This is a genomic window from Pseudomonas sp. C11 (assembly GCF_034683865.1).
Classification (GTDB): domain Bacteria; phylum Pseudomonadota; class Gammaproteobacteria; order Pseudomonadales; family Pseudomonadaceae; genus Aquipseudomonas.
The window spans coordinates 81,673-108,009 of the sequence record NZ_JAWIIP010000004.1; the positions used below are offsets into that span (position 1 = coordinate 81,673).

The window sequence follows — 26,337 nt, forward strand, 5'->3', positions numbered from 1 at the left end:
TCAGAGGCTCAATGCCAGAGCCAGCAGTGCAGCGCATTCGCCCAGTTCGACCAGGGCACCTGCGGTATCCCCGGTGGTGCCGCCCAGGCGCTGCAGCAGCGCACGGCGCAGCCAGACGAACAGCAGCGCGCTCACCGCCAGAGCCAGCACCCCCCGCCAGCCGAACAGCAGAATGCCCAGCAGATGCGCGCCCAGCACCCAGGGCAGTTGCTGGCGCGGCAGATGATCGACCAGCGCCTGGCCCAGGCCACCCGCGCGCACGTAGGGCGTGGTCGCCAGCAACACAGGCAGCAGGCTGCGACCCAACCAGGGCAGCAGCAGCAGATAGACACCCTGCCCGGCCTGCAACAGGGTCAGCAATGCGGCGAACTTGAGCAATAGCACCACCACCAGCACCACTACCGCGATGGGGCCGCTGCGTGGATCCTTCATGATCGCCAGGGTGCGCTCGCGATCACCGAAGCCGCCAACCCAGGCATCGGCCGTATCGGCCAGGCCGTCCAGGTGCAGGCCACCACTCAAGCCGACCCACAAGGCGAGCAGGATCGCCGCCTGCAACGGCGCCGCCGCCTGCCCCAGCAGCAGGTGAGCGCCCCATAACAGCAACCCGAGCAGCAATCCCACGAACGGGTACCAGAGCAACGAACGGCCAATCTGTTCCGGCGTCGGCATGCCCGGCAGGCTGACCGGTAGGCGCGTAAGGAACTGCAAGGCGATCAGCAGCGGGATCATGGCAGCTCCGTCAGTTGCCCGTCGGCATTCAGGCGCAGGCGAAAACGCTGGGCATAGCCGACATTGACCTGCAGCAGCTCCTGCCGTGGCAGGCCGCGCGCACGCGCCAGCAGCAGACGCATCACCCCGCCATGAGTGACCAGCAACAGGCGCTGGCCGGTATGGGCCTGGTACAGCCTGCGCAAGGCATCGAGCACCCGCGCCTCGAACGTCAATAGCGGCTCACCATTGGGAGGCGTAAAGCCATAGGGGTCGGCCCAGAAACGCCCCAGCGCCTCGGCATCGGTTTCCATCAATTGCGCCGCGCTGCGCCCTTCCCAATCACCGAAATGCAGTTCCTGCAGATTGGCCTCATAGTGCAACGGCAGCCCTCGGGCTGCCGCGACCTCCTCGGCGAAACGCGCGCAACGTTGCAACGGCGAGCTGATCAGTCGATCCCAGGGGCCGGCATCCAGCAGCGCAGAGCGCAACTGCGCCCAACCGTGCTCGGTCAGGGCATCGTCCAGGCTGCCACGCAGCCCGCCACCCTGCTCGGTTTCGCCGTGGCGCAGCAGTTCCAGTTCAAGCATCAGGCTGGTCGCTCCGCCACCGCTGCCTCGGCGAACGTGGCCATCTGCCCGTGCAGCGCGCAGGCCAGACGCAACAGCGGAACCGCCAGCGCCGCACCACTGCCCTCGCCCAGGCGCAGGCCCAGCTCCAGCAATGGTTCGGCCTTGAGCGCCTGCAGCACCAGCACGTGGCCCGGCTCGGCACCGTGGTGGGCGAACAGCAGCCAGTCGCGGCAGCCCGGGTTGAGGCGCACCGCCAGCAAGGCGGCAACGCTGCAGATAAAGCCGTCGACCAACACCACCACGCCTTGCTGTGCGGCCGCCAGGTAAGCACCGACCAGCGCGGCGATCTCGAAGCCACCGAGATGCACCAGCGCCTGCAGTGGCCCGTCGATCTGCGCCTGATGCAGCTCCAGCGCGGCGTCGATAACGCGCGCCTTATGCGCCACGCCCGCCCGATCCAGGCCAGTGCCCGGCCCAGCCAGCTCAGCGGCAGGGCAATCCAGCAACCAGCAGGCCAGCGCGGCGGCCGCCGTGGTATTGCCGATGCCCATCTCGCCACCGACGAACAGGTCGCAACCCACGGAGCGCGCCCGCTGGATACTGTCCCGCCCGACTTCCAGGCAGATCATCAGTTGCGCCATCGTCATGGCTGGATCACGCGCGAAGTTCTGCGTACCGGCGCCCACTTGCAGATGACGCACGCCCGGCAGCGGTGGCAAGGGCTCGGCGGTACCCAGGTCGATCACTTCCAAAGCAGCGTCGAGCTGGCGTGCGAGCACGCTGATCGCCGCGCCACCGCTGACGAAGTTGCCCAGCATCTGCCCGGTGACAGCCTGCGGGTAGGCCGAAATGCCTTCGGCCACCACGCCATGATCGCCCGCGAAAATAGTGATCCACAGGCTGTCCAGGCTCGGTTTCTCACGCCCCTGCAGGGCCGCGAGATGAATAGCCAACGTTTCCAGACGCCCCAGCGCACCAGCAGGCTTGGTCAACTGGCGCTGACGGGCCTCGGCCTTGAACCGCGCGACGTGATCGAGCGGCTGGCAGGGCCCCTGCCACCATTGCAATGTCATAACGCGTCTCCCTTGAGCAGCATGGGCAGGCCAGCGACGGTGAACACCACCCGCTGACTTTTCTCGGCCAGGGCCTGGTGCAGCCAGCCAGCCTCATCGACATAACGGCGAGTCAGTTCCCCGAGCGGCACCACGCCCAGGCCGGTTTCGTTGCTGACCAGCAGGATGCGCCCGGGCAACTGCGCTACACAGGCCAACAGCGCGTCGCGCTCTTCCTGCAAGCGCGCGGAGTCATCCTGCATCAGCAGATTGGTCAACCACAGCGTCAGGCAATCCACCAACAGGCAGCGCCCCGGCCCGGCCTGCTCGCGCAGTACCCGGGCCAATGCCAGCGGTTCCTCGACCAATGCCCAGTGCGCGGGGCGCCGCGCCCGATGCTGGGCGACGCGCGTGCTCATTTCACCATCGAGCGGCTGGCTGGTAGCGATATAGACCACGTCCAACCCGGATTCACTGGCAAGCTTCTCAGCCAGCCGGCTCTTGCCGGAGCGGGCACCACCGAGGATCAGTTCAAGCATTTCCACTCCACAGGCGCGTGTCGCGCACCATTCGATGCGCTCAGGCCAGGCCGCACAGTTTCTTGAGTTTGACGGTATCCAGGTGCTGCTCGACCTGATCAGCCAGGCGCTCGATATCACGTTCACGCAGGGCGTGGTAATCCACCGCCTGCACGTCACGCAGTCCAGCCCAGCGCAGCAGCGCGGCAAATGCCGAGGGCTGTTCGAACAGGCCATGCAGGTAGGTGCCGAGCACCTGGCCATCGGCGCTCAGGCCGCCATCATGGCGACCGTCGTCGAGCTGCACGGCTCCGTTGAGCCCAGGCCCCTGGCTGACGCCGGCATGGATCTCGTAGCCGCTGACCGCTGCCTGTTCCAGGCACAGCCGACCGCGTACGTTGCGCAGTTGCTTTTCCGGCTCCAGCAGCGTTTCGAAATCGAGCAGACCGAGGCCCTCGCTGCTGCCGGCAGCCCCCTCCAGCGCATGCGGATCGTGAATCTGCCGGCCCAGCATCTGCAGGCCGCCGCAAATACCCAGGAGCTTGCCACCATAGCGCAGGTGCCGGCTGATGGCCGTATCCCAGCCCTGCTCGCGCAAGCGCGCCAGGTCAGCGCGCACGCTCTTGGAACCGGGCAGGATGATCAAATCGGCCGGTGGAATCGCATCACCAGCCTTGACGAAGGTTAGCTGTACCTGCGGATGCAGACGCAACGGGTCGAAATCGGTGTGGTTGCTGATACGCGGCAGCACCGGCACCACGACGCGCAACGCCTGCTCGGCCTTGGTCTGCTGGCGGGTGTCGACGGCGTCTTCGGCTTCCAGGTGAAAGTCCATCAGATAGGGCAAGACGCCGAGCACCGGTTTACCGGTGCGCTGCTCAAGCCAGTCGAGCCCCGGCTTGAGCAAGCCGATATCGCCACGGAAACGGTTGATCACGAAGCCTCGGATGCGCGCCTGCTCGCTTGGGCTGAGCAACTCAAGCGTGCCGACCAGATGGGCGAATACACCGCCCTTGTCGATATCGGCGATCAGAATTACCGGGCAGTCCACCGCCTCGGCGAAGCCCATGTTGGCGATATCACCGGCACGCAGGTTGATCTCGGCCGGCGACCCGGCGCCTTCGACCAGCACCAGCTCGTACTCTTCGACCAGCCGTGCGTGAGACTCCAGCACCGCCGCCATGACCACCGGCTTGTAGCCGTGATAGGTCAGCGCCTGCATGTTGCCGATGGCGCGGCCGTGAATGATGACCTGGGCGCCCATGTCACTGTTGGGCTTGAGCAGTACCGGGTTCATGTCGGTATGCGGCTCGAGGCCGGCGGCCTGCGCCTGCACGGCCTGCGCCCGGCCAATCTCTCCACCGTCTACGGTCACCGCCGAGTTGAGCGCCATGTTCTGCGGCTTGAACGGAGCCACGCGCACGCCCTGGCGTCGCGCCCAGCGGCACAGCGCGGTGACCAGCGTGCTCTTGCCGGCATCGGAGGTGGTGCCCTGCACCATAAGGGTGGGCATCAGTTCGATTCCTCGAGGCTGCTGAGGATCGGCGCACAGTCCAGCAGGCCCTGCTCCAGACGATGCCAGCCCACCTCATCGGCCGGCAGGCCGAAGCGCAGGCTGTCCAGTTCGGCGAACAGCCTTACCAGGATGCCGCGCCGCGCCAGCAACTCCATGCAGGGCACCGCGCGCCGCGTGCAGCAGAACTGGAACAGCGCCGAGCCGCCCGTCGGCGGTAAGCCGCAATCGCGCAATAGCGCCGCCAACCGCGCACCGTCGGCCAGCAGGCGCTCGCGCTGCAGGCACTGACCAGCCTCATCACGCAGCAGGCTGAGCGCCACGCTGCGCGCCGGACCGCTGACCGCCCAGGGGCCAAGCCAGTCATCCAGCTCATCGAGCAAAGCCTGCGCTGCGAGAACGAAGCCCAGACGCATGCCGGCCAGGCCGAAGAACTTGCCGAACGAACGCAGCACGATCAGGCCAGGCAGGTCGCTGAATGGCGCCAGGCTGTGCTGCGGCGTGCAATCCATGAAGGCTTCGTCGACCACCAGCCAGCCGCCACGTTCGGCCAACTCATGGTGCCAGTCGAGCAAGCGTATCGGCTCGATCAGGCGCCCGGTGGGGTTGTTCGGGTTGACCACCACCAGCACGTCGAGCTGCGGCAAGGCGCGATGCGTAGAGCCTTCGCTGAGCTTGGTGACCCGATGCCCTTCACGGCGCCAGGCCGCACCATGCTCGGCATAAGTAGGGGCGAGAATGCCAACGTTGCAGGGTTTGCGCAGGCGCGGCAGCATCTGGATGGCGGCCTGCGAGCCCGCCACGGGTAGCAAACCGGGGGCGCCATAGTAATCACGGGCTGCAGCTTCCAGGCCGTCATTCACTTCGGGCAGACGCATCCAGGCTTCGGCCGGCACCGAGGGTAGCGTCCAGCCATAGGGAGCGACGCCCGTGGACAGATCCAGCCAGTCCTCCAGCGCGATGCCATAGCGCTGCGCGGCTGCGCGCAGACGACCGCCATGTTCAAGCACCCAACACCTCCCAAGCCAGCAGGCATACCAGCCATATCGCCACGCCGCCGATCACCCGGTTCATGGCGCGCTCGATATCACGCGCATGCGGCGCCGGGCCTTCGCCCAGTTGCGGGCGTTCATGGCGCTCACCATGGTACTCCGCCGCCCCGCCCAGGCTCACGCCCAGGCTGCCCGCTCCCGCAGCCATCACCGGGCCAGCATTGGGACTGTCCCACAGCGGCGCCTGCCTGCGCCAGCACTTGAGCGCCAGGGCGGTGCGCCCCAGCAATGCGTAGGTCAACGCCACCAGGCGCGCCGGAATGTAGTTGAGCACATCATCGATCTTCGCCGCCGCCCAGCCGAAGCGCTCGAAACGTTCGTTGCGGTAGCCCCACATGGCATCGAGGGTGTTGCTCAGGCGATAGAGCACGACGCCGGGCGCACCGGCGACGATGAACCAGAACAAGGCGGCGAAGACGGCATCGGAGCCATTCTCCAGCACCGACTCGGTACCGGCGCGGGCCACCCCGGAGACGTCCAACGCTGTCGTATTGCGGCTGACCATCCAGCCGACGCGCTCACGCGCCAGTTGCAGATCGCCCAGGCGCAACGCCTGCGCCACCGGTTGCGCGTGCTCGTAGAGGCTGCGCAGGCCAAGGGCGAAGTACAGGGCAAAGATTTCCACCGCCCAGCTCAGCCCGCTGATATGCGCCAGCAGCCAGGTCAGCAGGGTCAGCGGCAACACCGCCAGGCACCAGGCAGTCACGCCATGGCTGCGCCAGCCGCCACCGGACGGGTTGAAACGTTGCTCCAGACGCTCGGCCAGACGCCCGAAGGCCACTAGCGGATGCGCACGGCGCGGTTCGCCCAACACGGCATCCAGTGCCACGCCGGCACAGGTGATCAGCGCCAGGCTCATCGTTCAGTCACCCTGCTCTCCCCATCGATTCTCGAACAGCAACTCGCTCAGTGGGCGCGGCGTGGCCCAGCCCTCTTCCACCAGCATGGGCTTCTCATAGAAGGCCTGCACCGGCCCCAGGCACAGCAGCGCCACCGGTTTGCTGCCTGCCGGCATGCCCAGCAACTCGGCCAGCGCCTCTGGGTCGAACAACGACACCCAGCCCAGCCCCAGCCCTTCGGCCCGCGCGGCCAGCCACAGATTCTGAATGGCGCAGGCGACCGAGGCCATATCCATTTCCGGCAGCGTTCGTCGGCCGAAGATATGCGCTTCGCGCCCGTCCATCAGCGCCACGGCCAGCAGCTCGGCGCAATCACGAATGCCCTCGACCTTCAGGCGCATGAACGCGTCGCTGCGCTCGCCCAAGGCTTCGGCGGTACGCACCCGCTCGGCCTCCACCAACGCATGAGCCGCCTCACGCAGTTGCGGATCGCTGATACGCAAAAAGCGCCAGGGCTGCATCAACCCAACGCTGGGCGCGTGGTGCGCCGCTTCGAGCAGGCGCGCCAGAACCTCGGGCGGCACCTCGCCACCGGCGAAATGACGCATGTCGCGACGCTCGGCGATGGCGCGGTACACCGCCGCGCGCTCCTCGGGGCTGAACGCGTGCTCGCTCATGGGCGCAGCAGCGCGGCGGCCGCCTCCGGGTTGGACGGCAAATAGAAGTGGATGTAGCTGGCGGTCAGCCGGCCGAGACGATAGACCGCTTCGGCCACTGGCTTGCCATTCGGGCAGCGACCGAGCGCCAGCGGCTCTAGCGGGCTGTCCAGGCGCGAATGATGGTAGCTATGCCCACGCAGCTCGCCTTCCGGTAGCGTCACTGCCTGCAAGGCCAGCGCAGTCAGGCGCGGTTGCAACGCGGCGCTGCCGGCCAGCAGACCGAGCATGCGCCCGCTGGCTCCTTGTTTGTCCCGTAACTCGTCGAGCAGATAGAGCATGCCGCCACATTCGGCGAGCAACGGTTTGCCGGCCTGATGATGGGCATGGATCGCCGCCGCCATGGCCTGATTGGCTTCCAGCTCGGCCAGGTACAGCTCGGGATAGCCGCCGGGCAGGTAAAGGCTGTCCACCTCGGGCAGCTCGCTATCGGCCAGCGGCGAGAAGTAGCACAGCTCGGCGCCGAGCACCTGCAGCAGGTCGAGGTTGGCCTGATACAGGAAGGCGAACGCGGCATCGTGCGCCACGCCGATGCGCACACCGTTCAACAGGGGCGCAGGCTCGTCGATCTGCGGCGCAGCAAAGCTCACCGCTGGCGGCAGATCGACATCGGCACTGGCCGCCAACGCATCGGCGGCGGCGTCCAGGCGCGCATCCAGATCCGCCAACTCGCCCGCCTGCACCAGGCCCAGATGGCGGCTGGGTAACTCCACCGCGGCGCTGCGCGGCAAGGCGCCGAACCAGCGAATGCTCGACGGCAGGGCATCACGCAGGATATCGCCATGACGGCTACTGGCAACGCGGTTGCCCAGCACACCGGCAAAGGGCAGATCCGGCTGAAAGGTGGCCAGGCCATGGGCCAGCGCGCCGAAGGTCTGCGCCATCGCCGCACCATCGATCACCCCCAGCACCGGCACACCGAAGTGGCGCGCCAAGTCGGCGGCCGAGGGTTTGCCGTCGAACAGGCCCATCACCCCTTCGATCAGAATCAGATCGGCCTCGCCAGCGGCCTGCCACAGCAGACGACGGCTCTCCGCCTCGCCGACCATGGCCAGATCGAGCTGATACACCGGCGCGCCGCTGGCACGGGCGTGGATCATCGGGTCGAGAAAGTCCGGGCCGCATTTGAACACCCGCACCTTGCGCCCCTGCCGGGTGTGCAGGCGCGCCAGCGCTGCGGTAACGGTGGTCTTGCCCTGGCCGGACGCCGGCGCGGCGATCAGCAGCGCCGGGCAGTGACGTGTCGTCATCAGAATTCGATGCCTTTTTGCGCCTTCACCCCGGATTTGAAGGCATGCTTGACCAGGCTCATCTCGGTGACCGTATCGGCCGCCTCGATCATCCCCGGCAAGGCGCCCCGGCCGGTCACCACCACGTGCTGCAGCAGTGGCCGGGCCTCGATATCGGCCAGCACCGCGTCCAGTTCGAGATAGCCGTGCTTGAGGGCGATGTTCAGCTCATCCAGCACCACCAGGCCAACGGATTCATCGCTGAGCAGGCGCCGGGCCACGGCCCATGCCTCCTGCGCCTTGGCGATGTCGCGCTGGCGATCCTGGGTTTCCCAGGTGAAGCCCTCGCCCATCACGTGATAGCTGACTTCCTCGGGGAAGCGGCGAAAGAAGGTTTCTTCGCCGGTGCTGGCCGCGCCCTTGATGAACTGCACCACACCAACCTTGATGCCGTGACCGAGGGCACGCGCGACCATACCGAAGGCACTGCTGCTCTTGCCCTTGCCATTGCCGCTATGCACCAGCAACAGGCCATATTCATCCTGGGCCTGGGCAATCTTCTCGTCGATCAGGGCTTTCTTGCGCTGCATGCGCGCCTTGTGGCGGGCATCGCGTTCGGCGGATTCGCTCATGCTGTGTTCCCGTACATCAGGCGCCGGCACCGTCATTCGAAGGTGCGACGATGGTGAGGAAGCATGCGAGTGCACGCGACGTCTCCAGGCGCTGGTGGCTGGTCAGGCAGGCGGAAGACGCAAACACGAACGCCCCGGTTGAACCGGGGCGTAAGCCGGACAGCGCCCTCCGCGATGCCGTGAAACTGCGACAGGCCGGTCTCCGGGCTCGTGAGCGACGCCAATGGCACCCCGCCGCGCCTTCCCGTGCCTTGCACAGTGGCCTGAAGCGGCGTTTGACTCACCTACCGTTGCGGGGGCAGCGCCGGCATGCGCACCGGCTTCCCTGTTTCCCCCCTCGGTCGCCGGTTACAGCGACGCGGGGCACCTGAAGCAAGGCGCGCAGGGTAGAGGCTGGCAGGGCTGCGCGTCAATCTTCGGCGCTGCGCCGTCTCCGCCCATGCACCCGGATTAATGGCACAATGCGCCCTCGCGCCTAAACTAATGCCCATAACCGAACTCAAAGCCTGCGCGCGACGGCAGATTCCGCTCGCACCAAATCCTGAACCCCTATTCGCGCCACCCATTTTCACGAACGTGGAGTCCCAATGCTGTTCACGTTTGCCTTCAACGGGTCGCATTCACCTCTTGCGCAAGCCTGCTTGCCACTGCTGCGGCTCGCCTGCACGCACACGCATGCCTCCACGGCGCTCGTGCTGGAGAAAGCGCCGCATCAGGCTCACGTCGTCGCGTTCAGCGGACAGCCACTTGCCGATACGCCCGCCCAGCACCCAGGGCAGTGGCCCGAAACCGCACGACATCTCGTAGATCGGCAAGCGATCGCCCGTCAGCTCGGGATGGATCCGCCGGATTCCGTGCAGGCCCTGAGCCTGCTCCCGCTGGCGGCCGGCAAGGCTTTGCTGTGCCTTTTCCACGAGCGCGCGCAAACGCCCGATGACAGCGATCAGACGGCACTGAGCGATATCGTCAGCAGCCTCGACACGCTGCTGACAATCACCTGGGAACAGCAAGCCCTGATGCGCCGGGAACAACGCATGGCGCTCGCCATCGACGGCAGTAACACCGGCATCTGGGATCGCGACCTGAACAAGGATCGCATTCACTACTCGCCACGCTGGAAGGCGTTGATCGGCTATGCCGAGCATGAAATCGGCGACGACATTCACGACAGCTACAAACGCATCCATCCGGACGATCTCGCCCGCGTTCAGGCCACCATAATCGACCACCTGGAACAACGCACCGAAGCCTACGAGGTCGAGCACCGCATCCGTCACCGCGACGGTCATTACCTCTGGGTGCGCAGCCGTGGCAAGGTGGTGGAACGCGACCGCAGCGGCAAGGCACTGCGCATGGTCGGCACCACGACCGACATCAGCGCGCTGCGCAACATGGCCGAGCAGCTCGAGCAGACGGCCGAACTGATGAGCGCACTGAGCAACGAAATCCCCGGCATGGTCTTCCAGTTCCATGCCCAGGCAGACGGCAGCGGCCAGTTCACCTACATCAGCGCCGGCTCACAGGAGATCTACGGCGTCTCCCCCGCCGAGTTGCAGGCCAACCCCCAGCGCCTGCGGCAATTACTGCACCCGGATGATCTTGGGCTGTACATGGGATCGCTGGAAAGCGCGACCCGCAACCTCACGCCCTGGCGCCTGGAATATCGGGTCTGCCGCAGCGATGGCAGCCATACCTGGTGTCAGGGCGCAGCCAGACCAACTCCCCAGGACGACGGCAGCGTGCTCTGGCATGGCTTCATTACCGACATCACCGAACGCAAGAACTTCGAGGTCGAGCTCAATGTTCTGGCAACGACAGACTCGCTGACCCAACTCTCCAACCGCCGCCATTTCATCCGTCAGCTCGACGCGGAACTGGCGCGACTAAGGCGCTCGATCATCCGCAATGCCACGCTGCTGATGTTCGATCTGGATCACTTCAAGGTAATCAACGACAGTTGGGGCCATTCGGTGGGAGATCAGGCGCTACGCCATTTCGCCGACGTGATCCGTGCCCACCTGCGCAAGACCGACGCCGCGGGCCGTATCGGCGGAGAAGAGTTCGCGGTCGTGCTGTGCGATGCGGATCTCGATGCCGCCCTGCGCTTCGCCGAACGCATCCAGCAGGAGCTGGCACGCACGCCGTTGCAGCATGGCGATCAGCAGACTCACCTGGCGACCAGCGTGGGTGTAGCGACCCTCAGCAATGACGATCAGGCTGCGGAGGCGGCCTTGTCACGCAGTGACATGGCGCTGTATCGCGCCAAGCGTGCCGGGCGCAACCGCATCGAGCATCAGTGAATGACGCTTCAGGGGTTATGCGCCAGTTCGGGCGTCAGCACGCGCTTGGCACTGAGGTAGGCGCTGCGCCAGTAGCGATTGTCCAGGCTGTCCAGACGTACCGTGCCGCCAGTGGAGGGCGCGTGCACGAAGCGCCCTTCCCCCACGTAAATGCCGGCATGACTCACCGCACCGCCACCATTGGTGGCGAAGAACACCAGATCACCACTGCGCAACGCATCGCGCGCAACGCCCGGGCGACGCATGGCACTGAGTTCACGGGTCGAGCGCGGCAGGCTGATACCTGCCGCGTCACGGTAAACATAGCCAATCAGGCCGCTGCAATCGAAACCACCATCCGGGGTATTGCCGCCATAGCGATACGGCGTTCCCACCAGGCCCAAAGCACGGAACAACACATCCTCGGCAGCGCCGGGCGCGTCGAGCGATATGGGTGGCGGGTTGTAAGTGGGTTGGGGCGCGGGAGGAGAACTGCTGCAGGCACTCAGCAGAGCGATGGATGCGATGAAGGCAAGACGGAGCGTGAAAGGCATTGGCGGGACGATCCTGAGCCTGAGTGCGCCCTACTCTGCCGATAAGCGACGAACGGCGCAAGCCTGTCAGGCTGCGCCGTATCGATCAGGGGTGCTGGGCGTGGAGTTCTTCCTGAGGGGCCAGTGCGAGAACGCGCTTGGCTTCCAGGTAACTGCGATTCCAGTAGCTGTCATCGAGACTGTCGATGCGCACGCCGCCACTGCGACGACTGCTGGAATGGATGAACTGGTCGTCACCGATGTAGATACCGGCATGACTGACCCGACCACGGCCACGATCATTGAACAGGATCAGATCACCCGGCTCGAGATCGGCACGCGCCACCTTGGGAGCATCCAGTTTGATCAGATCACGCGTGGAGCGCGGCAGTTGCAGCCCCAGCTCTTCCCGGAACAGATAACCAACGAAGCCACTGCAATCGAAGCCGGACTGCACCGAGGTACCGCCATAACGGTAACGGGTGCCGATCAGCGAGCGACCAAGATCCAGCAGGCTGTCAGCCAGTTGAGGCATTTCGTAAGGTTTGCCGTTGAGCGCGGCGGCAGCAGCTTCGTCGCTGTCGACGCCGTCCAGTTGAGAAACAGGACGCGAAGGGAAGTCCGGTTGCACTGCGACGGCTTTGTCATTCTGCGGCTGCGACTGCGGCGAGTGACCTGCGCAGGCAGCGAGAAACACCGTGAGTGCGAGGGGCACGAGGGGTGCGAAGCGTTTTAGCATGGGCACGACCGTGTCGATGAAAGTTCGTAAGTACGCGACTATGCCCTCTATAAACGCTATTTGCAAATTCTATCGTTAGAAATGTGACTCAGTAGTTTTGGCAACACATCTAAGGCCGTCCCCACCAAGCGGATATCCACCTCGGCACTCAAGGGTGTCAGGCCCGGATTGATCTCCACCGCCAGCCCTCCACGCTCACACGTACGCAGCACTGGCTCGACGATATAAGGAAAGGTCGAGCTGGTTCCCACGCTGAGGGCCACATCGAAGCCCTTGCGCAGCTCGGCATACAGCGTCGCGATGGCCGCCTCGGGCAGCATTTCCTCGAACAGCACCACCGGCGGGCGCAGAATGCCGCCGCACAGGCGACAGCGCGGCGGCAACGGTCGTTGCAAATGCGCAGCCAGCTCGTCGTCCTGCGCCGCGCAGGACTGGCAGTACAACGGCGCCAGCTCGCCATGAATCTCGATCAGGCGCTCCACCGGACTGCCGGCAGCACGGTGGTAGCCATCGATGTTCTGGGTCAGCACCCAGCAACCCGGAATCAGCCGCTGCAACTCGGCGATGACCAGATGCCCGGCATTGGGCGCTGCCTTCAGGCAGGCCCCGCCGAGTTCAGCGAGGTACTTCCAGCACAGGGCTGGATCGCGCTGCAGCATCGACCCGGACAGCGCCGCCTCGATGGGCAGGCCATCTGCGGTGCGTCCGTTGTAGAGGCCGCCAATCCCGCGATAGGTCGGCAGCCCGGAGTCGGCGGAAAGCCCCGCTCCGGTAATGATCAACACCCGCTCGGCCCGAGCAAGGGCTGTAGCCACCTCGCGCAGCGCGGCGTCCATGCGCTCAGCCCAACAGTTCGCTGAGCGGAATGAAGCGCAGACGATCACCTTCAGCCAGGGTTCGCCCTTCCAGCACCTCGGCCAACCCCTCGGCCCAGGCGGCGCTGCGCAACACACCGGAGCTCTGATTGGCATAGGGCACCACGCACCCCTGCTCGATGCGCGCGCGCAGGTATTCGCGACGCTGCCCAGCCTTGCTCCAGATGAAACCGGCAGGCATCTCGAAGGCCAACGGCTCGACCCGCTGCACACCCATGCGCCGCAGCAGATAAGGCCGAGCCAGCAGCCCGAAGGTCACCAGGGTCGAGGCCGGATTGCCAGGCAGACCGATCACCGGCACACCTTGGTAATGCCCGAAGGTGAGCGGCTTGCCCGGCTTGATCGCCAGCTTCCACAGTGTCAGCTCGCCGGCCTCGCGCAGGGCAATACCGAGAAAGTCCGCCTCGCCTACCGATACCCCGCCAGTGGAGAGAATCAGATCGACACCCTGCAGCGCCGCCAGCGCCTCTCGGGTTCGCGGAAAGTCGTCCGACAGGATGCCGCCGTCGACCACCTCGCATCCGAGCCGCTGCAGCCAGCTAATCAGCAGACGGCGATTGCTGTTGTAGATCTGCCCGGCCTCCAGCGGCTGACCAGGCTCGACCAGCTCATCACCCGTCGACAGCACCGCCACCCGCACGGCGCGCCGAACCTCGACAGTCGCAACACCCAGCGACGCAGCCAAACCCAGCTCGATGGGGCCAAGGCGCGTGCCTGCCGGCAGCACACATTCGCCTACCTGGGTTTCCTGCCCCCGGGCACGAACGTTCTGCCTAGGGCGCAACGCCTGGCGAAAGAGCACACGCCCGTATGCATCCAGCTCGACGTTTTCCTGCATTTCCACCGTATCGGCGCCTGCAGGCATCGGAGCCCCGGTAAAGATTCGCGCACAGCTGCCCGGCTCCAGCGGCTGCGGCGCGGAACCGGCGAGAATGCGCTGACTGACGGGCAAGGCAACGCCCTGCCAATCGGCCAAGCGCAGCGCGTAACCGTCCATTGCGCTGTTGTCCCAGGGCGGCAGGTCGAGCGTGGCGACCAGAGGCGCGGCCAGCACACGTCCGTCAGCCTCGGCCAGCGCAACGCATTCGGTTTCCGTGATCAGGGAAGATTCGGCCAGTGACAACAGGCGCTGCTGCGCCTGCTCCAACGGCATCAGTCCAGGCTGCGCGCCACCGCTCATCCGCGGCTCTCGCAGGGCGCGGCCTTCTTCAGGTGCGGCACGAAATTGCAGGGGCGATGACGGGCGTCGAGCTGCTCGCCAAGAATACCGTCCCAGGCGGTGCGACAGGCATTGGTCGAACCTGGCAGGCAGCAAACCAAGGTGCCATTGGCCAGTCCGGCCAGCGCACGCGACTGCACGGTGGAGGTGCCGATATCGGCGACGGAAATCTGCCGGAACAGCTCGCCAAAACCATCGACCTGCTTGTCCAGCAGGCAGGCGACCGCCTCCGGGGTGCTGTCCCGACCGGTGAAGCCGGTGCCACCGGTGATCACCACCACCTGCACTTCATCCTCGGCGATCCAGGTCGCGACCTGGGCGCGAATGCGGTACAGGTCGTCCTTGAGCAGCACGCGCGCGGCAAGGTGATGCCCCGCCTCGCTCAGTCGATCCACCAGCAACTGACCGGAGGTATCGGTTTCCAGGGTACGGGTATCGCTAACGGTCAGAACCGCGATGTTCAGGGGCACGAACAGCGCATCCGCTTTGTGGTTCATGGCAGGCTTCCAATTGGGAGACAATGCGCGAAGTTATATCACAGGCCGCCCTCGGAGACTGAGCCATGCCCCTGCCGTCCTCACCTGTTATCCCCTGCTCGGTTCTGCTGCTCGCGGGTGGCCGCGGGCAGCGCATGGGCGGGCGCGACAAGGGCCTGCTCGACTGGCAGGGGCGCCCATTGATCGCCTGGCTTCACGAGCAGGTGCGCCCCTTGAGCGACGACCTGATCATCTCCTGCAACCGCAACCATGAACGCTACGCAGCGTATGCCGATCACCTGGTATCGGACGACGACCAGGCCTTTCAGGGCCCCATGGCCGGCATTCGCGCAGGCATGGCCATCGCCAGGCACCCCCAACTGCTGGTGTTGCCATGCGATGCACCACGGATAGATCGACAACTGCTCGATGCCCTGCTGGCCGGGGCTGGCGATAATCCTGTCGTGGTACGCCAGGGGCCATACTGGGAACCGCTGTTCTGCCTGCTGCCGACGCGACTGAAAGGTGATCTGGAGCAGGCCTGGGCGCGCGGGGAGCGCAGCCCTCAGCGCTGGTTCATCCAGCATCACCCCATCGCCCTGGAATGCTCATCCGATGATCCGCGACTGGCCAATATCAATACGCCACAAGCGCTGGAAAACCTTTGATTTCACGAGGGATAGCGGGGAACTCCGCTTGCTTTGCGACGTCAGAGCCAGGGTATAACCACTGCATCGCCCAAGGAGACAAACCATGACTCAACGGATCGTTCCTGCCCTGTTCCTCGCGCTCGGTCTCGCCACCCTCGCCGGCTGCGCTTCGCCCTCGGTCATCACCCTGACCGATGGCCGCGAGATCCAGACCGTGGACAAACCGACCTATGACGAGGATTCCGGCTTCTACGAGTTCGAGCAGCTCGATGGCAAGCGCGCCACGATCAACAAGGATCAGGTGCAAACCGTCAAGGAACTCTGAGTACGGAGATCGGGCCTGCCAAGCAGGCCCGAGAGACGATCCGCCGCCATAGCGCTAAAAAATTTTTAGGCTAACCCCTTGTGCGGTAAAAGTTTTTCAGTAGAATACGCACCACATTCGGAGTGTAGCGCAGCTTGGTAGCGCGTCTCGTTCGGGACGAGAAGGTCGCAGGTTCGAATCCTGTCTCTCCGACCAATCCTCTGTTCTGGCATGTGTCCACATGTACTAGAACCCCAGAAAACCCGGCCATCGCGCCGGGTTTTCTGTATCTGGAAGTACCAGTTAGAACCGGCCTATACCTACCTGTTTGGTATGCCCGTTGGTATGCTGCCCCGCTCGCTAGAACTCGGCATACCTCGACAGCATGAAACGCTCTGATATCAAGCGCCGGCCGATGGCCGATACCACCCTTGCCAATCTCGAACCCGAAGAGAAAACCTACCGCGAGCACGACGGCCAGGGTCTCTATTTCCGTGTGAAGCCAACCGGCCAGAAGCTCTGGGAACTACGGTACTCGAAACCAGGCTCGAAAGCTCGAACCTGGCTTGGCCTTGGCCCATACCCCAGCGTTAATGGCGCCGGCGCCCGGGCGAAAGCACAGGAGGCGCGCGAGCTGATCGCCAAGGGCATCGATCCGTCCACTCACCGTAAGGCCGAGGTCGCCCAGGAGAAAGCCAAGGCCGAGAGCACTTTCGAACCATTGGCGCGAGAGTGGTATGCCGCAAGGGTGAAGGGCTGGGGTGAAGGGTATGCCAAGCGCGTAATGGGCGCACTTGAACTGCATGTATTCCCGAAGATGGGCAAGCGCTCCTACGTCGATATCACCCCGATGGAATGGATGGAGTTCTTCCGGGGCATGGAGAAGAAAGGCATCCTCGACCAGATGGGCAATGTGCGCCGCTTCTGCAAAGAGATCTACGACCTGGCCAGGGTGACCGGGCGCGCCACCACCAACCCGGTGGACGGCCTCGACAAGTTCCTGCAGAAGAAGCAGAGCGAGAACTATGCGCACGTCGACCATGCCGACCTCCCTATGCTGCTGCAGTCGATCAGCGCCTACACCAACCGCGTGGTACAGATCGGCCTGCGCCTGCTGATTCTCAACGGTCTGCGCCCTAGCGAGGTTCGCGAGGCGCGCTGGTCAGAGTTCGACCTCGATGCCGCAATCTGGGAAATCCCTGCCGAGCGGATGAAGAAACGGCGCGAACACATCGTACCGCTCTCTACTCAGTCCCTGAACCTGCTGCAAGAGCTGAAGATTTATTCCGGATCCTTCGACCTGCTGTTTCCCGGCCGGAACGATCGCACCAAGCCCCTGAGCAACATGGTTTTCAACATGGCTCTTCGCCGCATGGGCTACGAAGGCCAGCAGACCGGCCACGGCTTCCGCCACATCGCCAGCACCATCCTCAACGAACAAGGATTCGACGAGAACCACATCGAGGCTCAGCTATCGCACGCGAAATCCGGCGTTGCCGGCGTATACAACAAAGCGAAGTACTTGGAGCAACGTCGCGTGATGATGCAGTGGTATGCCGATTATCTTGACGCCCTGGCTGCTGGCACCGCCAAGCAACTCAGCCGGAGGCCCTGACCAGGCCCTTGCCCTACACCTCCAGCGCGCCGAAACTGGCCTTAGGTTTTTGGGAGACACCCCATGATTCAAGTCTGGATCGGCGCCATCCTACTGGTGCTCGGCATGTTCATGCTGTTTGCAAACCCGGTCGCCGGCGGCATCCTGATCGGCATCGGATACCTGCTTTACAAGAACACCAGCAAGTCCACACGCGCCGCGGCTGAATCCACGTTCTGGGGCATCTGCCTGCTGTGCGGCGTGATTGTCGGTGCCGTGGCCATCCTTGGCCTTGCCTGATCAGAAGTCCCCACCCGCCAGCTTCACGATCCTTTCCGCAATAGCGTTCGAGCGCAGTTGCAGCGCATCCAGCCGCTGGCGTTTCTGCTCGGGCGTCATGCGGGTGTCGCGATAGACCGCATCCATCTGGTTGCGCACGTTGCCCAACTGCTTGCGGGCGAAGCCCAGCGCCGGCCGGTGGCGCAGTTTCTCCCTGTTCGCCGCCAGCAGTTGCTCAGCAGCGTCGACGCGCCCCTCTTCCCTGTACGCTTTGATGGTTCGGCTGAGTTGGTCGGCCTCGCGCATCATGTCGTAGAACTCGGCCTGAAACTTCGTCGTTCGAGGCGAATCGCCCTGGTACAGCACTTTCAGGATGGGGATATCGCCCGAGCGACTGGCTGGTCGATCAGCATCGCTGACGGTGCTGGCTAGCAGGCTCGACATATCAAGCACGTACTGCCCGAGGGTTCCGGTGTAGGCCGCGATCAGGTGGTCGAGCTGCTTCGGCGACAGTCCGGCAACCGGCCCGGTCACCTGGCCGAGCAGGCGACTGATCGCGCTTGTGCGCTCGTCGTAGCGTGCTTCCGGCAGTTTCCCTTCGTCGCTCATATCCTCGATCGGCGAGTCACGGAAGAAGTTGCGGTTGGCCTGCAGTTCTCGAATCGGTTGATAGAACTGCGGTACCGGATTGAATGCCAGGGTCTGGAACACGCCCTGCGATACCGCCTTGGCCAGGTCGCCGCCATCCTGAGTGCCGGTCATGGCATGCAGGATCCGCTCGGGCACGGTACCGAAGATCAAACCCAGCTCGAACGGCTTGGGAATGCGGAAGTGCTGATCGCCCAGGAATACATGCCAGTGCATGTCTTTATCCCAGTCCTGCAGGGCCTGGTACCGGTCATCATCGTCGTTGAGCCCGGCCAGCAGCAGGGAGAACAGCGCGATATAGCCGCCCTTCATTGCCACTTCTTTGGCCAGCAGAGTCTTGTCGCCCTTCACCGCCCGGCCGAGCTTGTACAGGCCCTGCAGGCGTGCATTCAGGAACGGCACCACGTCAGTGAACCACTGCGCCGCGGCGAAGTTGCCGCGCAGGCTGTAATCCATGAGGTCTTTCGCCTCGAACGCCGCCTGGCGCTTCGACTTGCCGGCGGCCAGCGCCGCCTTGTATGTGCTCAGCCGGTTGGCGTTCTCCACCTTGTCGCCAAGTTCGCGGTACTTCTGCCAGCCCTTGCCCAGCATGGCAGCGGCTTTGGCCGGCGTGTTCACCAGGCTGCTCAGGTAGGCATCTTGCTGGGTGCGAGTGAAGCCTTTCTTCTCAAGTGCCCGACGGATGATCTGCGCCGAGGCCTCTGGATCAGCACCGTGCACATAGCCGCCTTGGAAGCTGCCGCCGGCAAACATCAGGTCGCGATAGTCCTGATCCTCGCGCAATGCGTCGCGCATGCCCTTGAGCGAGTCCGTGCCCAGCGTGAAGCCGTCTTTGTTGATCAGCCAGGCATGCGTTGCGTCACGGATGAAGTTGCGCAGGATGAAGTCAGGCGACGCCGTAACACCCGTGGTGAGGATCCGCTTGAACGTCCGGCCGATCTTGGTGATCGGGTCATTAAACACGCTGCCTTCCATGAATTTCAGGCCGCGCAGCAGGCTCTCGTCGTTGACCCGGTAGTATTCGTTCTTGCCGTCGCGCTGCACACGGATGATGTCCGGGTCGGTCGGCGCCACGCGCGTCCACAGTTTCTCGAAGCCTTCGTTTTCCGGCTTCATCATGGCGTTCAGTACCTTGATGGCGTTGGAACCGGCCGGCAGGTCGAGCAAGTCGGCGGCCAGGGCCAGAGCCTTGCGATCCTTGCGGATCTGCTGTGCGATCTGGTCACGGGAAACCACCACCTGCTGCCAGCGTGGGCTTTCGTCTGTCAGGTACTCGCTGCCCTGCAGGTTGTCCACCACCTCAAGCAATGCTTTGTTCTTCATCGCGGCGTCGATGCGCTTCGTCCAGCCGGCGAGCATGTTGGCCAGCAGGTCGTTGGTCGGGACGTTGCCGCCCTTGAGCGCCTTGATTGCTGCCGTCTGGTGCGACAGTCCGCGCTTGCTGCGCGGCGCAGTGAATACGCCATCTTCTTCGCTCTGGCGGTAAAACGGCACGTAGTAATCCGTCAGCCACTTCGCCCGGGCGTCCTGATCGATCAAGCCGGCCTCTTGCGCCAGGTCGAGAACCGCCTCGTTCACCTGGGCATATTCGCGATACACCTTCTCGAAGAGTTCTTCCTTGCCCCGCCCCATTGCCACCAGTTCGGCGATTTCCGCATCGGTCAGGTTGTTCTCGCGCCCCTGCGCTGCCAGCAATTGGGCGCGCTTGCCACCCAGCCATGCGAGCCACGGAGTCAGGTTGTCCGGCCCCAGGTCGCCCAGGATCTCCAGCACACCGCGCGTGCCTTCCTTACCGGCAACCGTGCCATTGCGCCACTCTGGCGCCGCGTAGTGCAGTACGCCATGCATCACGTCTGCGATGCCGCTTGCCAACCGGGCAGAGACGTAACCTTGCTGGTTGGGATCGGTAACGCCCACGGCTTCCTCGGCACGGCGGATGCCGGCCAGGCCGTCGAAGATGCCTTCTTCACTGCGCACCGACCAGTCTTTCAGCTTCGCCTGCAGGCCGCCCAAAGTCAGGTTACGCACCTGATCCAGCAGGTTCTGCGCCTCGCTGCCAGCCAGGCCGAGCTTGCGCAGCGCCTCGGTGTCGCGCTGGCCAGCACGGGAATAGCGAATGTCCGGATCTACATCGTCGAATGCCCCGGTGTTGTTCGTCGCGCTCTTCACTTGATTGTTATAGAAGGCCACCCAGGTGCCGGTACCGGCAAGCTGGATGCCGTCATAACCTTCGCGCTCCAACTTCTGGCGGAACGCGATCGACGCCTCTGGAGTCTCGATAGCCATCGATTCGGCGAGACGCATCCGGTAAGGATTTTTGATCGACGCGAACAGCGGCATGATGTTGGCCAGGCCAGGCATGCCATCGGCGGCCTGCTCAGCATAGGAGCGCGCCATCCGGCGGTCAGCAGTGATGAAAATGCCGAGGGGCGCCGTGGCATGGCCGGTGCTACGCCCTGCCCTGCCCTGGTCAAACACGGTGAAGTCGGCGCCTGTGCCGTGGTACATCACAAGCGGCTCGCCACTACCGTCCGTCACCTTGGACACGTCCTCTGGATTGACGCGCGCCAGCGGTCGACGTACAAAGGTGTCCAACGCCTTGGTATTGGCCGGGAGCGACCCCTGAGCATCACTGCTCACATCGCCCGGAGAGACTGCCAGGGCGTTCTCTTTTCTGTCGACGGTCACCGTGTTGTAGAACATCCGACCGTTGGCGTCCTCCCGCACGGTGAACACCGCAACCAGCGGAACCCCGTCCACATCGATCGGCGCCAGCAGCTTGTGATAAGCCGTGGTCTGGCCGTTCTGATTTGACAGCGAGCTGCTGGCATAGATGGAGTGCTCGAACGCCTGTTGCAGGCGAGTCAGCACCGCCTGTTTCGCCGGGTCAGCAGCAGAAGATGCCGCCTTCTTCGCCCCCGACATAGCCATGGTCACGTCGCCCAAGTCGTCATGCGGCAGCGCTTCGCTCTCTCTGGCCATGGTTTTCAGCGAGGCCTCGACCTTTGCCAAGCGTTCACGCTCAGTGAGCCCTTTCCACGTCTCCGGCATGCGCAATTTCAAGGGTGCCTTGGCATCCAGGCGCGCCTGCGCATCAAGAGCCTGCCAGTCACCGAACCAGCGCTTGAAGTTCTCGCTGCGCGCCTGGTGCCATTGCTTCTGGGTGAGAGCCGAAGGCTTCCCGTTCGGCGCCAGCAGGCGACCCTGCTCGTCGACCATTTCAACCAGACGCCCGCTGTCGCCGTTGCGCGAAAACACGGTGCGGCCACGGCCACGCCCCTTGCCCCGCTCGATGTAGCGACGAGCGTTGGCAAGCAGGCCCTGGATATCACCCTCAGTCCAACGCATGTCGAAGCCGATCGAGCGCGCCGCATTGCGCATAGCGGTCACCAGACGCTGCCAGAAAGGCTGCTGCTGGATCGTGCCGGCGCCAGCCATATCCGCCAGTACTTCCTCCATGGCCACGGCCGGCGAGTAATTGAACCGGCGCACCAGCACGTCAGCCTGGGCCTTCATGTCTGCATTGCCGTTGTAGATGCTCATGAGCAGCGGCGTCAGGCGCTGGCCATAGGCGCCCTGCAGGCCTGCGTGCCCGAGCACCTCATGCTGCAGCACGAAAGCCGCATGCCTGGCGTCGCGCAGGTTGTCGGCCACCAGATACACCTGGCCTTCGGAGAAGATGCCTTCCACGTCGAAGGCACCATCGCGCTCTACCTGGCGGCGCTGGCGGTCTGGCAAATCCTTGATCGACTGCACCACCTTCACATCCGGCGCGTTCTGCCAGGCCCCGGTCAGGCGCTTGAGTTGCATACGCAACTGGCCGGCGCGTGCGCCTTGGCCCTGCTCTGGAGCACGGCGGTAGCTGTTGCGCGAGTACTGCTGGCCGAACTCCTGCCGCAGCGATTCCCATGCCTGGCGGTTCACGCCTTCCGGGCTGTCGCTGTTCAGGGCGTTGTACTGCTCAAAGGTGATGCCGGCCGAGGCGCGATCAACGTCCGCCTCGTATTGATCCTGCAGGCGCTGGATGGCCTGTTCATAGCCTGGAGAACCCTTTTTGATGCCGGCGGCCTTGGCCTGGCGATCGATGTAACGCTTGCGCGGCGTCGCCAGGATCTCCGGCAACACCTGCGCCTGCTCGCTCGCTTGATCTGGTGTAGTTTCTGCACTGATTGCGGATTGATCTGCAGCAGGAGCATTCTCGCGCGCTAGCTTGATTCGCCCGATTGCTCGCTGCGGTAACCGTTTGAAATCGCGCTCCATCGTCGCATCAAGCTTTTTCCGGCTCATCTCCATTTGCTTGGCAAGGGCGTTTTTTTGCACATCGCTGAGCGTTTCCCACTCGGCCCTGGCCTGCTCTCCGAGCTGATCGCTATTGCTCTTGGCATTTGCAAATCGCTCGCTCAACTGCCGCTCTTGCTCCTTCTGATAACGACGCGACCCTTCCGTTATCTGCGCATCGAGGCTTCCACCACCGCGCTTATCCAGAGGTAAATTCACCACTCCATGGTCAAGCCGCTGGGTGGCGTCGCTCAGTGCACGCTGTCCGTCTGCCCCTTGAACTGCAGCAGGAACACCAGATCGACCAGCTTCTGCCGATCGCCCGGCAGCGGCAGGCCGTTCAGCCATAACTGGCTCTCGCGCCACGTTATCTGCCCCATCCGACACAGCAGGCGGATTGCCTGCGGCTCGGTCATCAACAGCCCCTGGCCGACTATCAGCACTTTGCACCTCCTGAGACGCCTGGTCAGTGAACGAACTAGGAAACTCGCGCGCCAAGGGCAGCAGTTCGGCCATTGGCGCGTTCAGGCGGATCACCTTCACGTCACCGCCGGCCTCGCGCTGCGCCAACCACTGATGATGGCCATCAAGAACATAGCCATCGCCAGACACCAGAATGGAGCGCTCAGTACCCTCCCGAGCAGTAGCTCGCCCGACTCGCTCCGGGCTGAACTCCGCTTGAGTCGGGCGTAGGCTGCGAGCCGGCACCGTCTGTTCTTCATGGGTAACGCCACGCGCGTTCATGAAGTTGACCATCGCCCCTCGATGATCGGCGCGGATCTGCGGCATTTCCGCGCGCGGCACGCCAAGGCTGCCTGACTGCCGGTTGAACCCAACCCAGCCACCGCCCAGGTCATCACCCTGCATGTCACGCGCATAAGTTTTGGTGTCACGCGACCCGTCACGTGACAGGTCTGTGACCTGCCGTGACGGCGCAGGCGCCTGTCGCTCCATTCCAGGCCCGCCAATCGGCCGCACCTGAGCGCTCGGATTGACGAAAGGCGCCGTAGCGCCGCGCTGAGCGTTGCCCTGGCTGTCCACCACCATAGTGCTCGGCGCCGGCAGGCCCAGTGGCGCTGGTGGTGGCACAGGCTCACGCGGTACAGCCACGGCCCAACCGCCTTCGTGCGGAACGATGATGGGACGCTCGCCTTCTCGCTGCAGTTGGTTGAACAGCCCCAGCAGCCGTACATCGCGCTCACCTCGGAACGGGCGCCCGTTCTTCTGCACACGGATCTCGAAGTTGGGATCGCCGGCCACTGGCGTCGCCTGCACCTGCTCGACCGGCATCGGCCCGGTGTCCGACTCAACGGTCGGCACCGGTAGCGGCTGATCAATCTGCTCTACTTGCTGAGGGCCACTGTCTGCCTCAACAGTTGGCAGCGGCGGCTGCGCCGGCAACTCGTCTACCTGCGGCACCAATTCGCCAAGGCCGCGCGGGTCTTGCGGGTCAAATCCCTGGCTTGCCCAGGTATCCAGTTGGCGCTTGGCGGCAGCCAGTGCATCCTTTTCCGGCACCTCAACCATCGTCTGCAGGTCGCGGTCGTAGCGGTAGAAGCGCAAATTCCCGTCAGCATCGAGATCGGTCGGGAACAAATCCTGTGCCAATGCCAACTGCTGGTCGATCGGCTGGTAGTTCTGGCCAGGCTGCGGCTCAGGCGCCCCGTCCATCAGCCGAGAGCGCGCGGCATCACGCACCGGGGTCGACGTGCTATCCACGGCGGTAGCAGCAGCAGCCGAAAGCGGGCCGGCAGTCGGGTCGAGCCCCATCTGTTCGGACGGTCGGCGCGCGATGTTCACAGCCCCGCCGATTGCAGAACCTGCCAGAGCGCCTTCGACGGCAGCGCGCGGCACACCCTCCATCAGAGGCTTGCGCTCTGCCCAGTTCTGAAGCATCTGCTCTTGGATCGACTGCGGCAGCTCCTCGAGTACGCCCTCGGTCAACGCGCCGCCGGCGACACGCCGCCCCAGATTCGGCGCCTTGCCGGCAACCTGGCCAACGCCGCCAGCCAGTGCGCTTTCCACATCGATCAAGCCAGCCTTCTGCGCCAGCCGTGCGCCGAACCCACTCAGCGCACCGCCCAGCACGCCAGCACCTGCAGACGCGACAGCAGCACGACGAGGGTCGACCTCGCGGTCGATCTGATCCATGGTTCCGCCAGCGATCACCGCACCTTCACCGCCGGCCCCGGCCACCACCGCCTGGCGCGCCGCCTGTGCCGCCGTTGCAGGCGCAGCCACCAGGCCGGTCGCCCTGGCTCCGGTCAACGCACCGCGCCCCAGCACACCACCAGCCAGCATCTGCGGCAGCGACTCGGCCACCAGGCCGGCAACCTTTCCGGGATTTCGCGCATAGGCGCCAGCTACATCCATGGCGCTACCATCCTGCCAGGCCTGGTCAATCTCTGCCGTGGCCTGCTGGCGGGCTGGACTGTATTCCTGCTGCGCCTCTTCCTGCCACTTGCTGGGCTGGAAGCCGGTGGCTTCGCCGATCTTGTTCGCCGTATCGTCAACGAACCGTTGCCCGGTCACCGCACCGGCCACCACGTCGCCAAGGCCAGTGAGCACGCCTGGCAGTTGTTCCACACCGCGCTTTAGGTCGGTGCCAAGGTCACCGAGAAGGGAAGTGTTCTGCTTGGGTTTTTGCTGAGTGGCAGCATCGCTACCGTAGTCACTCCACGGCCCGCTAACCTCAGCTTCGCTCTGCCCATACTGTTCCCAAGGCCCGGCCATACCACCCTCCAAATGAAAAACTCCCGCGATAGCAGGAGTTTCCGAGGTGAAGCATGGATGGCCTAACCCTACAGGGGGTTAGGCCTTGGGAAGGCGCTATGTCACTGGTCAGGAGAACTCAAGGCCCAGGATCATCTGCAATTGCTCACGTCGAATTTCGACTTCACGCTCAAGCGGCGGCTTCTGCTTCTTCCAGATGGCCAGATCCCGACCGCTCTGACTGGCTCTCTTCTTGCCATCATCCAGGCGCTTGCATGCCTGATCGAAACGCTGCTTCTCGGTGAGTTCACCACGCAGCAAGGCGTCGATGTGTAAGTCGCACCAGACGGCGAAGCCCACATCAAGCCACCTGGCGAAGAAAACTGCCAACTTCGGGTGCAGCCAGGTTCCGCCACCATTGATCGGTGCTCCGGCCTTTGTCTTCACCAGCCCTATCCCCTTCACCAGCCGCAACACCCTTGCTTTAGACGCTGCTCTTGAAGAGTCTAAGCTATTGATTTTATTGAACTCCTGCAAAATCTCCGGTTTGATTTCAAGCCCCAATCCGGTAGCCAGTGCCATCATGTAGGACATGGTATCGACAGATACCAGCCACGCATTCGGCTCCTTTCCGAAACGAGACGATATGGCAGTTGCATCAAGCCATCCATCAGCACTGAAGTGGACAGGGTGGCCTTCGTAGTGGAACGGAATCACATTGTTCATGGCTCTCTCCTTCCGCCCAGGAAGGGAAAGCAGGCAGGGGCTTGGGCGGAGCGACTTCCATCCCTTTTCGGCTGATCGGGCCTAGCCTGCTTCGGCGCACCCAAGGGAGGCCGGCCCGGTTTTCCCGAGGCCTTCACGACGCTATGTCACTGGAAGGCCACGGCAACCACCTGGCAGTGCCAGTGTCGGAA

23 protein-coding genes, 1 tRNA gene and 1 riboswitch are annotated in these 26,337 nt (G+C 64.2%); of the genes, 6 read left to right on the forward strand and 18 right to left on the reverse strand.

Translation table 11 applies throughout. The features are described 5' to 3' along the window. The 11 genes from VC352_RS08195 to VC352_RS08245 all read right to left on the reverse strand — a co-directional run bounded on the left by VC352_RS08195 (position 1) and on the right by VC352_RS08245 (position 9,649). Positions 1-732 carry an adenosylcobinamide-GDP ribazoletransferase gene (locus tag VC352_RS08195; protein ID WP_322979084.1) on the reverse strand — a complete coding sequence of 244 codons (732 nt, stop codon included), beginning with the start codon at positions 730-732 and terminating at the stop codon, positions 1-3. Beyond that, a complete protein-coding gene (gene cobC, locus VC352_RS08200) occupies positions 729-1,304 on the reverse strand; it encodes an alpha-ribazole phosphatase family protein (protein WP_322979332.1) in 576 nt (191 codons plus the stop codon). Before cobC ends, VC352_RS08195 begins: the two co-directional genes overlap by 4 nt. Beyond that, entirely contained in the window at positions 1,301-2,356 is a 1,056-nt protein-coding gene (cobT, locus tag VC352_RS08205) for a nicotinate-nucleotide--dimethylbenzimidazole phosphoribosyltransferase (protein ID WP_322979085.1), read from the reverse strand. The genes cobC and cobT overlap by 4 nt, the downstream gene beginning before the upstream one ends. Next, positions 2,353-2,874, reverse strand: a complete 522-nt coding sequence (cobU, locus tag VC352_RS08210; protein ID WP_322979086.1) for a bifunctional adenosylcobinamide kinase/adenosylcobinamide-phosphate guanylyltransferase — start codon at positions 2,872-2,874, stop codon at positions 2,353-2,355. The genes cobT and cobU overlap by 4 nt, the downstream gene beginning before the upstream one ends. Positions 2,875-2,914: 40 nt before the next feature. Continuing rightward, positions 2,915-4,366 carry a cobyric acid synthase gene (locus tag VC352_RS08215; RefSeq protein WP_322979087.1) on the reverse strand — a complete coding sequence of 484 codons (1,452 nt, stop codon included), beginning with the start codon at positions 4,364-4,366 and terminating at the stop codon, positions 2,915-2,917. Then, positions 4,366-5,376, reverse strand: coding sequence for a threonine-phosphate decarboxylase CobD (gene cobD / locus VC352_RS08220; RefSeq protein WP_322979088.1), 1,011 nt, complete (start codon positions 5,374-5,376; stop codon positions 4,366-4,368). Before cobD ends, VC352_RS08215 begins: the two co-directional genes overlap by 1 nt. Then, a complete protein-coding gene (gene cbiB, locus VC352_RS08225) occupies positions 5,369-6,277 on the reverse strand; it encodes an adenosylcobinamide-phosphate synthase CbiB (RefSeq protein ID WP_322979089.1) in 909 nt (302 codons plus the stop codon). The genes cobD and cbiB overlap by 8 nt, the downstream gene beginning before the upstream one ends. Before the next feature lie 3 nt (positions 6,278-6,280). Continuing rightward, positions 6,281-6,934 (reverse strand): 5,6-dimethylbenzimidazole synthase, encoded by a 654-nt coding sequence (bluB, locus tag VC352_RS08230; protein ID WP_322979090.1) that lies wholly within the window; start codon positions 6,932-6,934, stop codon positions 6,281-6,283. Continuing rightward, positions 6,931-8,223 carry a cobyrinate a,c-diamide synthase gene (locus VC352_RS08235; RefSeq protein ID WP_322979091.1) on the reverse strand — a complete coding sequence of 431 codons (1,293 nt, stop codon included), beginning with the start codon at positions 8,221-8,223 and terminating at the stop codon, positions 6,931-6,933. Before VC352_RS08235 ends, bluB begins: the two co-directional genes overlap by 4 nt. Next, on the reverse strand, positions 8,223-8,834 hold the full coding sequence (gene cobO, locus VC352_RS08240) for a cob(I)yrinic acid a,c-diamide adenosyltransferase (RefSeq protein ID WP_322979092.1): 612 nt from the start codon (positions 8,832-8,834) through the stop codon (positions 8,223-8,225). Before cobO ends, VC352_RS08235 begins: the two co-directional genes overlap by 1 nt. A gap of 175 nt (positions 8,835-9,009) precedes the next feature. Further along, positions 9,010-9,220: riboswitch (cobalamin riboswitch) on the reverse strand. A 234-nt stretch (positions 9,221-9,454) separates the two neighbouring features. Continuing rightward, complete coding sequence (locus VC352_RS08245; RefSeq protein WP_322979093.1) at positions 9,455-9,649, reverse strand: hypothetical protein; 195 nt, start codon at positions 9,647-9,649, stop codon at positions 9,455-9,457. 39 nt (positions 9,650-9,688) lie between these two features. On the opposite strand from VC352_RS08245, the gene VC352_RS08250 reads away from it, so the two are divergent. After that, complete coding sequence (locus tag VC352_RS08250; RefSeq protein ID WP_322979094.1) at positions 9,689-11,134, forward strand: diguanylate cyclase; 1,446 nt, start codon at positions 9,689-9,691, stop codon at positions 11,132-11,134. Between the two features lie 8 nt (positions 11,135-11,142). Here VC352_RS08250 and VC352_RS08255 read toward each other — a convergent pair whose 3' ends face one another. From VC352_RS08255 to moaB, 5 genes are all read right to left on the reverse strand, one after another. After that, positions 11,143-11,667: a C40 family peptidase gene (locus tag VC352_RS08255; protein ID WP_322979095.1), complete on the reverse strand. Its 525-nt coding sequence runs from the start codon at positions 11,665-11,667 to the stop codon at positions 11,143-11,145. 85 nt (positions 11,668-11,752) lie between these two features. After that, positions 11,753-12,385, reverse strand: coding sequence for a C40 family peptidase (locus VC352_RS08260; RefSeq protein ID WP_322979096.1), 633 nt, complete (start codon positions 12,383-12,385; stop codon positions 11,753-11,755). A 56-nt stretch (positions 12,386-12,441) separates the two neighbouring features. Beyond that, positions 12,442-13,221 carry an NAD-dependent deacylase gene (locus VC352_RS08265; RefSeq protein WP_322979097.1) on the reverse strand — a complete coding sequence of 260 codons (780 nt, stop codon included), beginning with the start codon at positions 13,219-13,221 and terminating at the stop codon, positions 12,442-12,444. Between the two features lie 4 nt (positions 13,222-13,225). Next, entirely contained in the window at positions 13,226-14,440 is a 1,215-nt protein-coding gene (glp, locus tag VC352_RS08270) for a gephyrin-like molybdotransferase Glp (protein WP_322979098.1), read from the reverse strand. Next, entirely contained in the window at positions 14,437-14,976 is a 540-nt protein-coding gene (moaB, locus tag VC352_RS08275) for a molybdenum cofactor biosynthesis protein B (RefSeq protein ID WP_322979099.1), read from the reverse strand. The genes glp and moaB overlap by 4 nt, the downstream gene beginning before the upstream one ends. Positions 14,977-15,041: 65 nt before the next feature. Between moaB and mobA the strand changes: the two genes are divergently transcribed. The 5 genes from mobA (at position 15,042) to VC352_RS08300 (ending at position 17,803) form a co-directional block, all read left to right on the forward strand. Next, positions 15,042-15,623 (forward strand): molybdenum cofactor guanylyltransferase MobA, encoded by a 582-nt coding sequence (gene mobA / locus VC352_RS08280; RefSeq protein ID WP_322979100.1) that lies wholly within the window; start codon positions 15,042-15,044, stop codon positions 15,621-15,623. 85 nt (positions 15,624-15,708) lie between these two features. Further along, positions 15,709-15,930 carry a YgdI/YgdR family lipoprotein gene (locus tag VC352_RS08285; protein ID WP_322979101.1) on the forward strand — a complete coding sequence of 74 codons (222 nt, stop codon included), beginning with the start codon at positions 15,709-15,711 and terminating at the stop codon, positions 15,928-15,930. A 118-nt stretch (positions 15,931-16,048) separates the two neighbouring features. Continuing rightward, positions 16,049-16,125 (forward strand) — tRNA-Pro (locus tag VC352_RS08290). A gap of 169 nt (positions 16,126-16,294) precedes the next feature. Continuing rightward, positions 16,295-17,524, forward strand: a complete 1,230-nt coding sequence (locus VC352_RS08295) for a tyrosine-type recombinase/integrase (RefSeq protein WP_322979102.1) — start codon at positions 16,295-16,297, stop codon at positions 17,522-17,524. 63 nt (positions 17,525-17,587) lie between these two features. After that, positions 17,588-17,803: a hypothetical protein gene (locus VC352_RS08300; RefSeq protein WP_322979103.1), complete on the forward strand. Its 216-nt coding sequence runs from the start codon at positions 17,588-17,590 to the stop codon at positions 17,801-17,803. Here VC352_RS08300 and VC352_RS08305 read toward each other — a convergent pair whose 3' ends face one another. Further along, a complete protein-coding gene (locus tag VC352_RS08305; RefSeq protein WP_322979104.1) occupies positions 17,804-25,081 on the reverse strand; it encodes an LPD38 domain-containing protein in 7,278 nt (2,425 codons plus the stop codon). 468 nt (positions 25,082-25,549) lie between these two features. After that, positions 25,550-26,146 (reverse strand): KilA-N domain-containing protein, encoded by a 597-nt coding sequence (locus VC352_RS08310; RefSeq protein WP_322979105.1) that lies wholly within the window; start codon positions 26,144-26,146, stop codon positions 25,550-25,552. Positions 26,147-26,337: the final 191 nt, after the last annotated feature.

Excerpts from the sequence above, each read along its gene's own strand:
- VC352_RS08265 (WP_322979097.1), bottom strand. The coding sequence starts at position 13,221 with ATGGACGCCGCGCTGCGCGAGGTGGCTACAGCCCTTGCTCGGGCCGAG.
- VC352_RS08285 (WP_322979101.1), top strand. The coding sequence starts at position 15,709 with ATGACTCAACGGATCGTTCCTGCCCTGTTCCTCGCGCTCGGTCTCGCC.
- VC352_RS08295 (WP_322979102.1), top strand. The coding sequence starts at position 16,295 with ATGAAACGCTCTGATATCAAGCGCCGGCCGATGGCCGATACCACCCTT.
- VC352_RS08260 (WP_322979096.1), bottom strand. The coding sequence starts at position 12,385 with ATGCTAAAACGCTTCGCACCCCTCGTGCCCCTCGCACTCACGGTGTTT.
- VC352_RS08215 (WP_322979087.1), bottom strand. The coding sequence starts at position 4,366 with ATGCCCACCCTTATGGTGCAGGGCACCACCTCCGATGCCGGCAAGAGC.
- moaB (WP_322979099.1), bottom strand. The coding sequence starts at position 14,976 with ATGAACCACAAAGCGGATGCGCTGTTCGTGCCCCTGAACATCGCGGTT.
- VC352_RS08300 (WP_322979103.1), top strand. The coding sequence starts at position 17,588 with ATGATTCAAGTCTGGATCGGCGCCATCCTACTGGTGCTCGGCATGTTC.
- cbiB (WP_322979089.1), bottom strand. The coding sequence starts at position 6,277 with ATGAGCCTGGCGCTGATCACCTGTGCCGGCGTGGCACTGGATGCCGTG.
- mobA (WP_322979100.1), top strand. The coding sequence starts at position 15,042 with ATGCCCCTGCCGTCCTCACCTGTTATCCCCTGCTCGGTTCTGCTGCTC.
- VC352_RS08305 (WP_322979104.1), bottom strand. The coding sequence starts at position 25,081 with ATGGATGTAGCTGGCGCCTATGCGCGAAATCCCGGAAAGGTTGCCGGC.
- VC352_RS08255 (WP_322979095.1), bottom strand. The coding sequence starts at position 11,667 with ATGCCTTTCACGCTCCGTCTTGCCTTCATCGCATCCATCGCTCTGCTG.
- cobU (WP_322979086.1), bottom strand. The coding sequence starts at position 2,874 with ATGCTTGAACTGATCCTCGGTGGTGCCCGCTCCGGCAAGAGCCGGCTG.
- VC352_RS08235 (WP_322979091.1), bottom strand. The coding sequence starts at position 8,223 with ATGACGACACGTCACTGCCCGGCGCTGCTGATCGCCGCGCCGGCGTCC.
- glp (WP_322979098.1), bottom strand. The coding sequence starts at position 14,440 with ATGAGCGGTGGCGCGCAGCCTGGACTGATGCCGTTGGAGCAGGCGCAG.
- bluB (WP_322979090.1), bottom strand. The coding sequence starts at position 6,934 with ATGAGCGAGCACGCGTTCAGCCCCGAGGAGCGCGCGGCGGTGTACCGC.
- cobO (WP_322979092.1), bottom strand. The coding sequence starts at position 8,834 with ATGAGCGAATCCGCCGAACGCGATGCCCGCCACAAGGCGCGCATGCAG.
- VC352_RS08195 (WP_322979084.1), bottom strand. The coding sequence starts at position 732 with ATGATCCCGCTGCTGATCGCCTTGCAGTTCCTTACGCGCCTACCGGTC.
- VC352_RS08310 (WP_322979105.1), bottom strand. The coding sequence starts at position 26,146 with ATGAACAATGTGATTCCGTTCCACTACGAAGGCCACCCTGTCCACTTC.
- cobT (WP_322979085.1), bottom strand. The coding sequence starts at position 2,356 with ATGACATTGCAATGGTGGCAGGGGCCCTGCCAGCCGCTCGATCACGTC.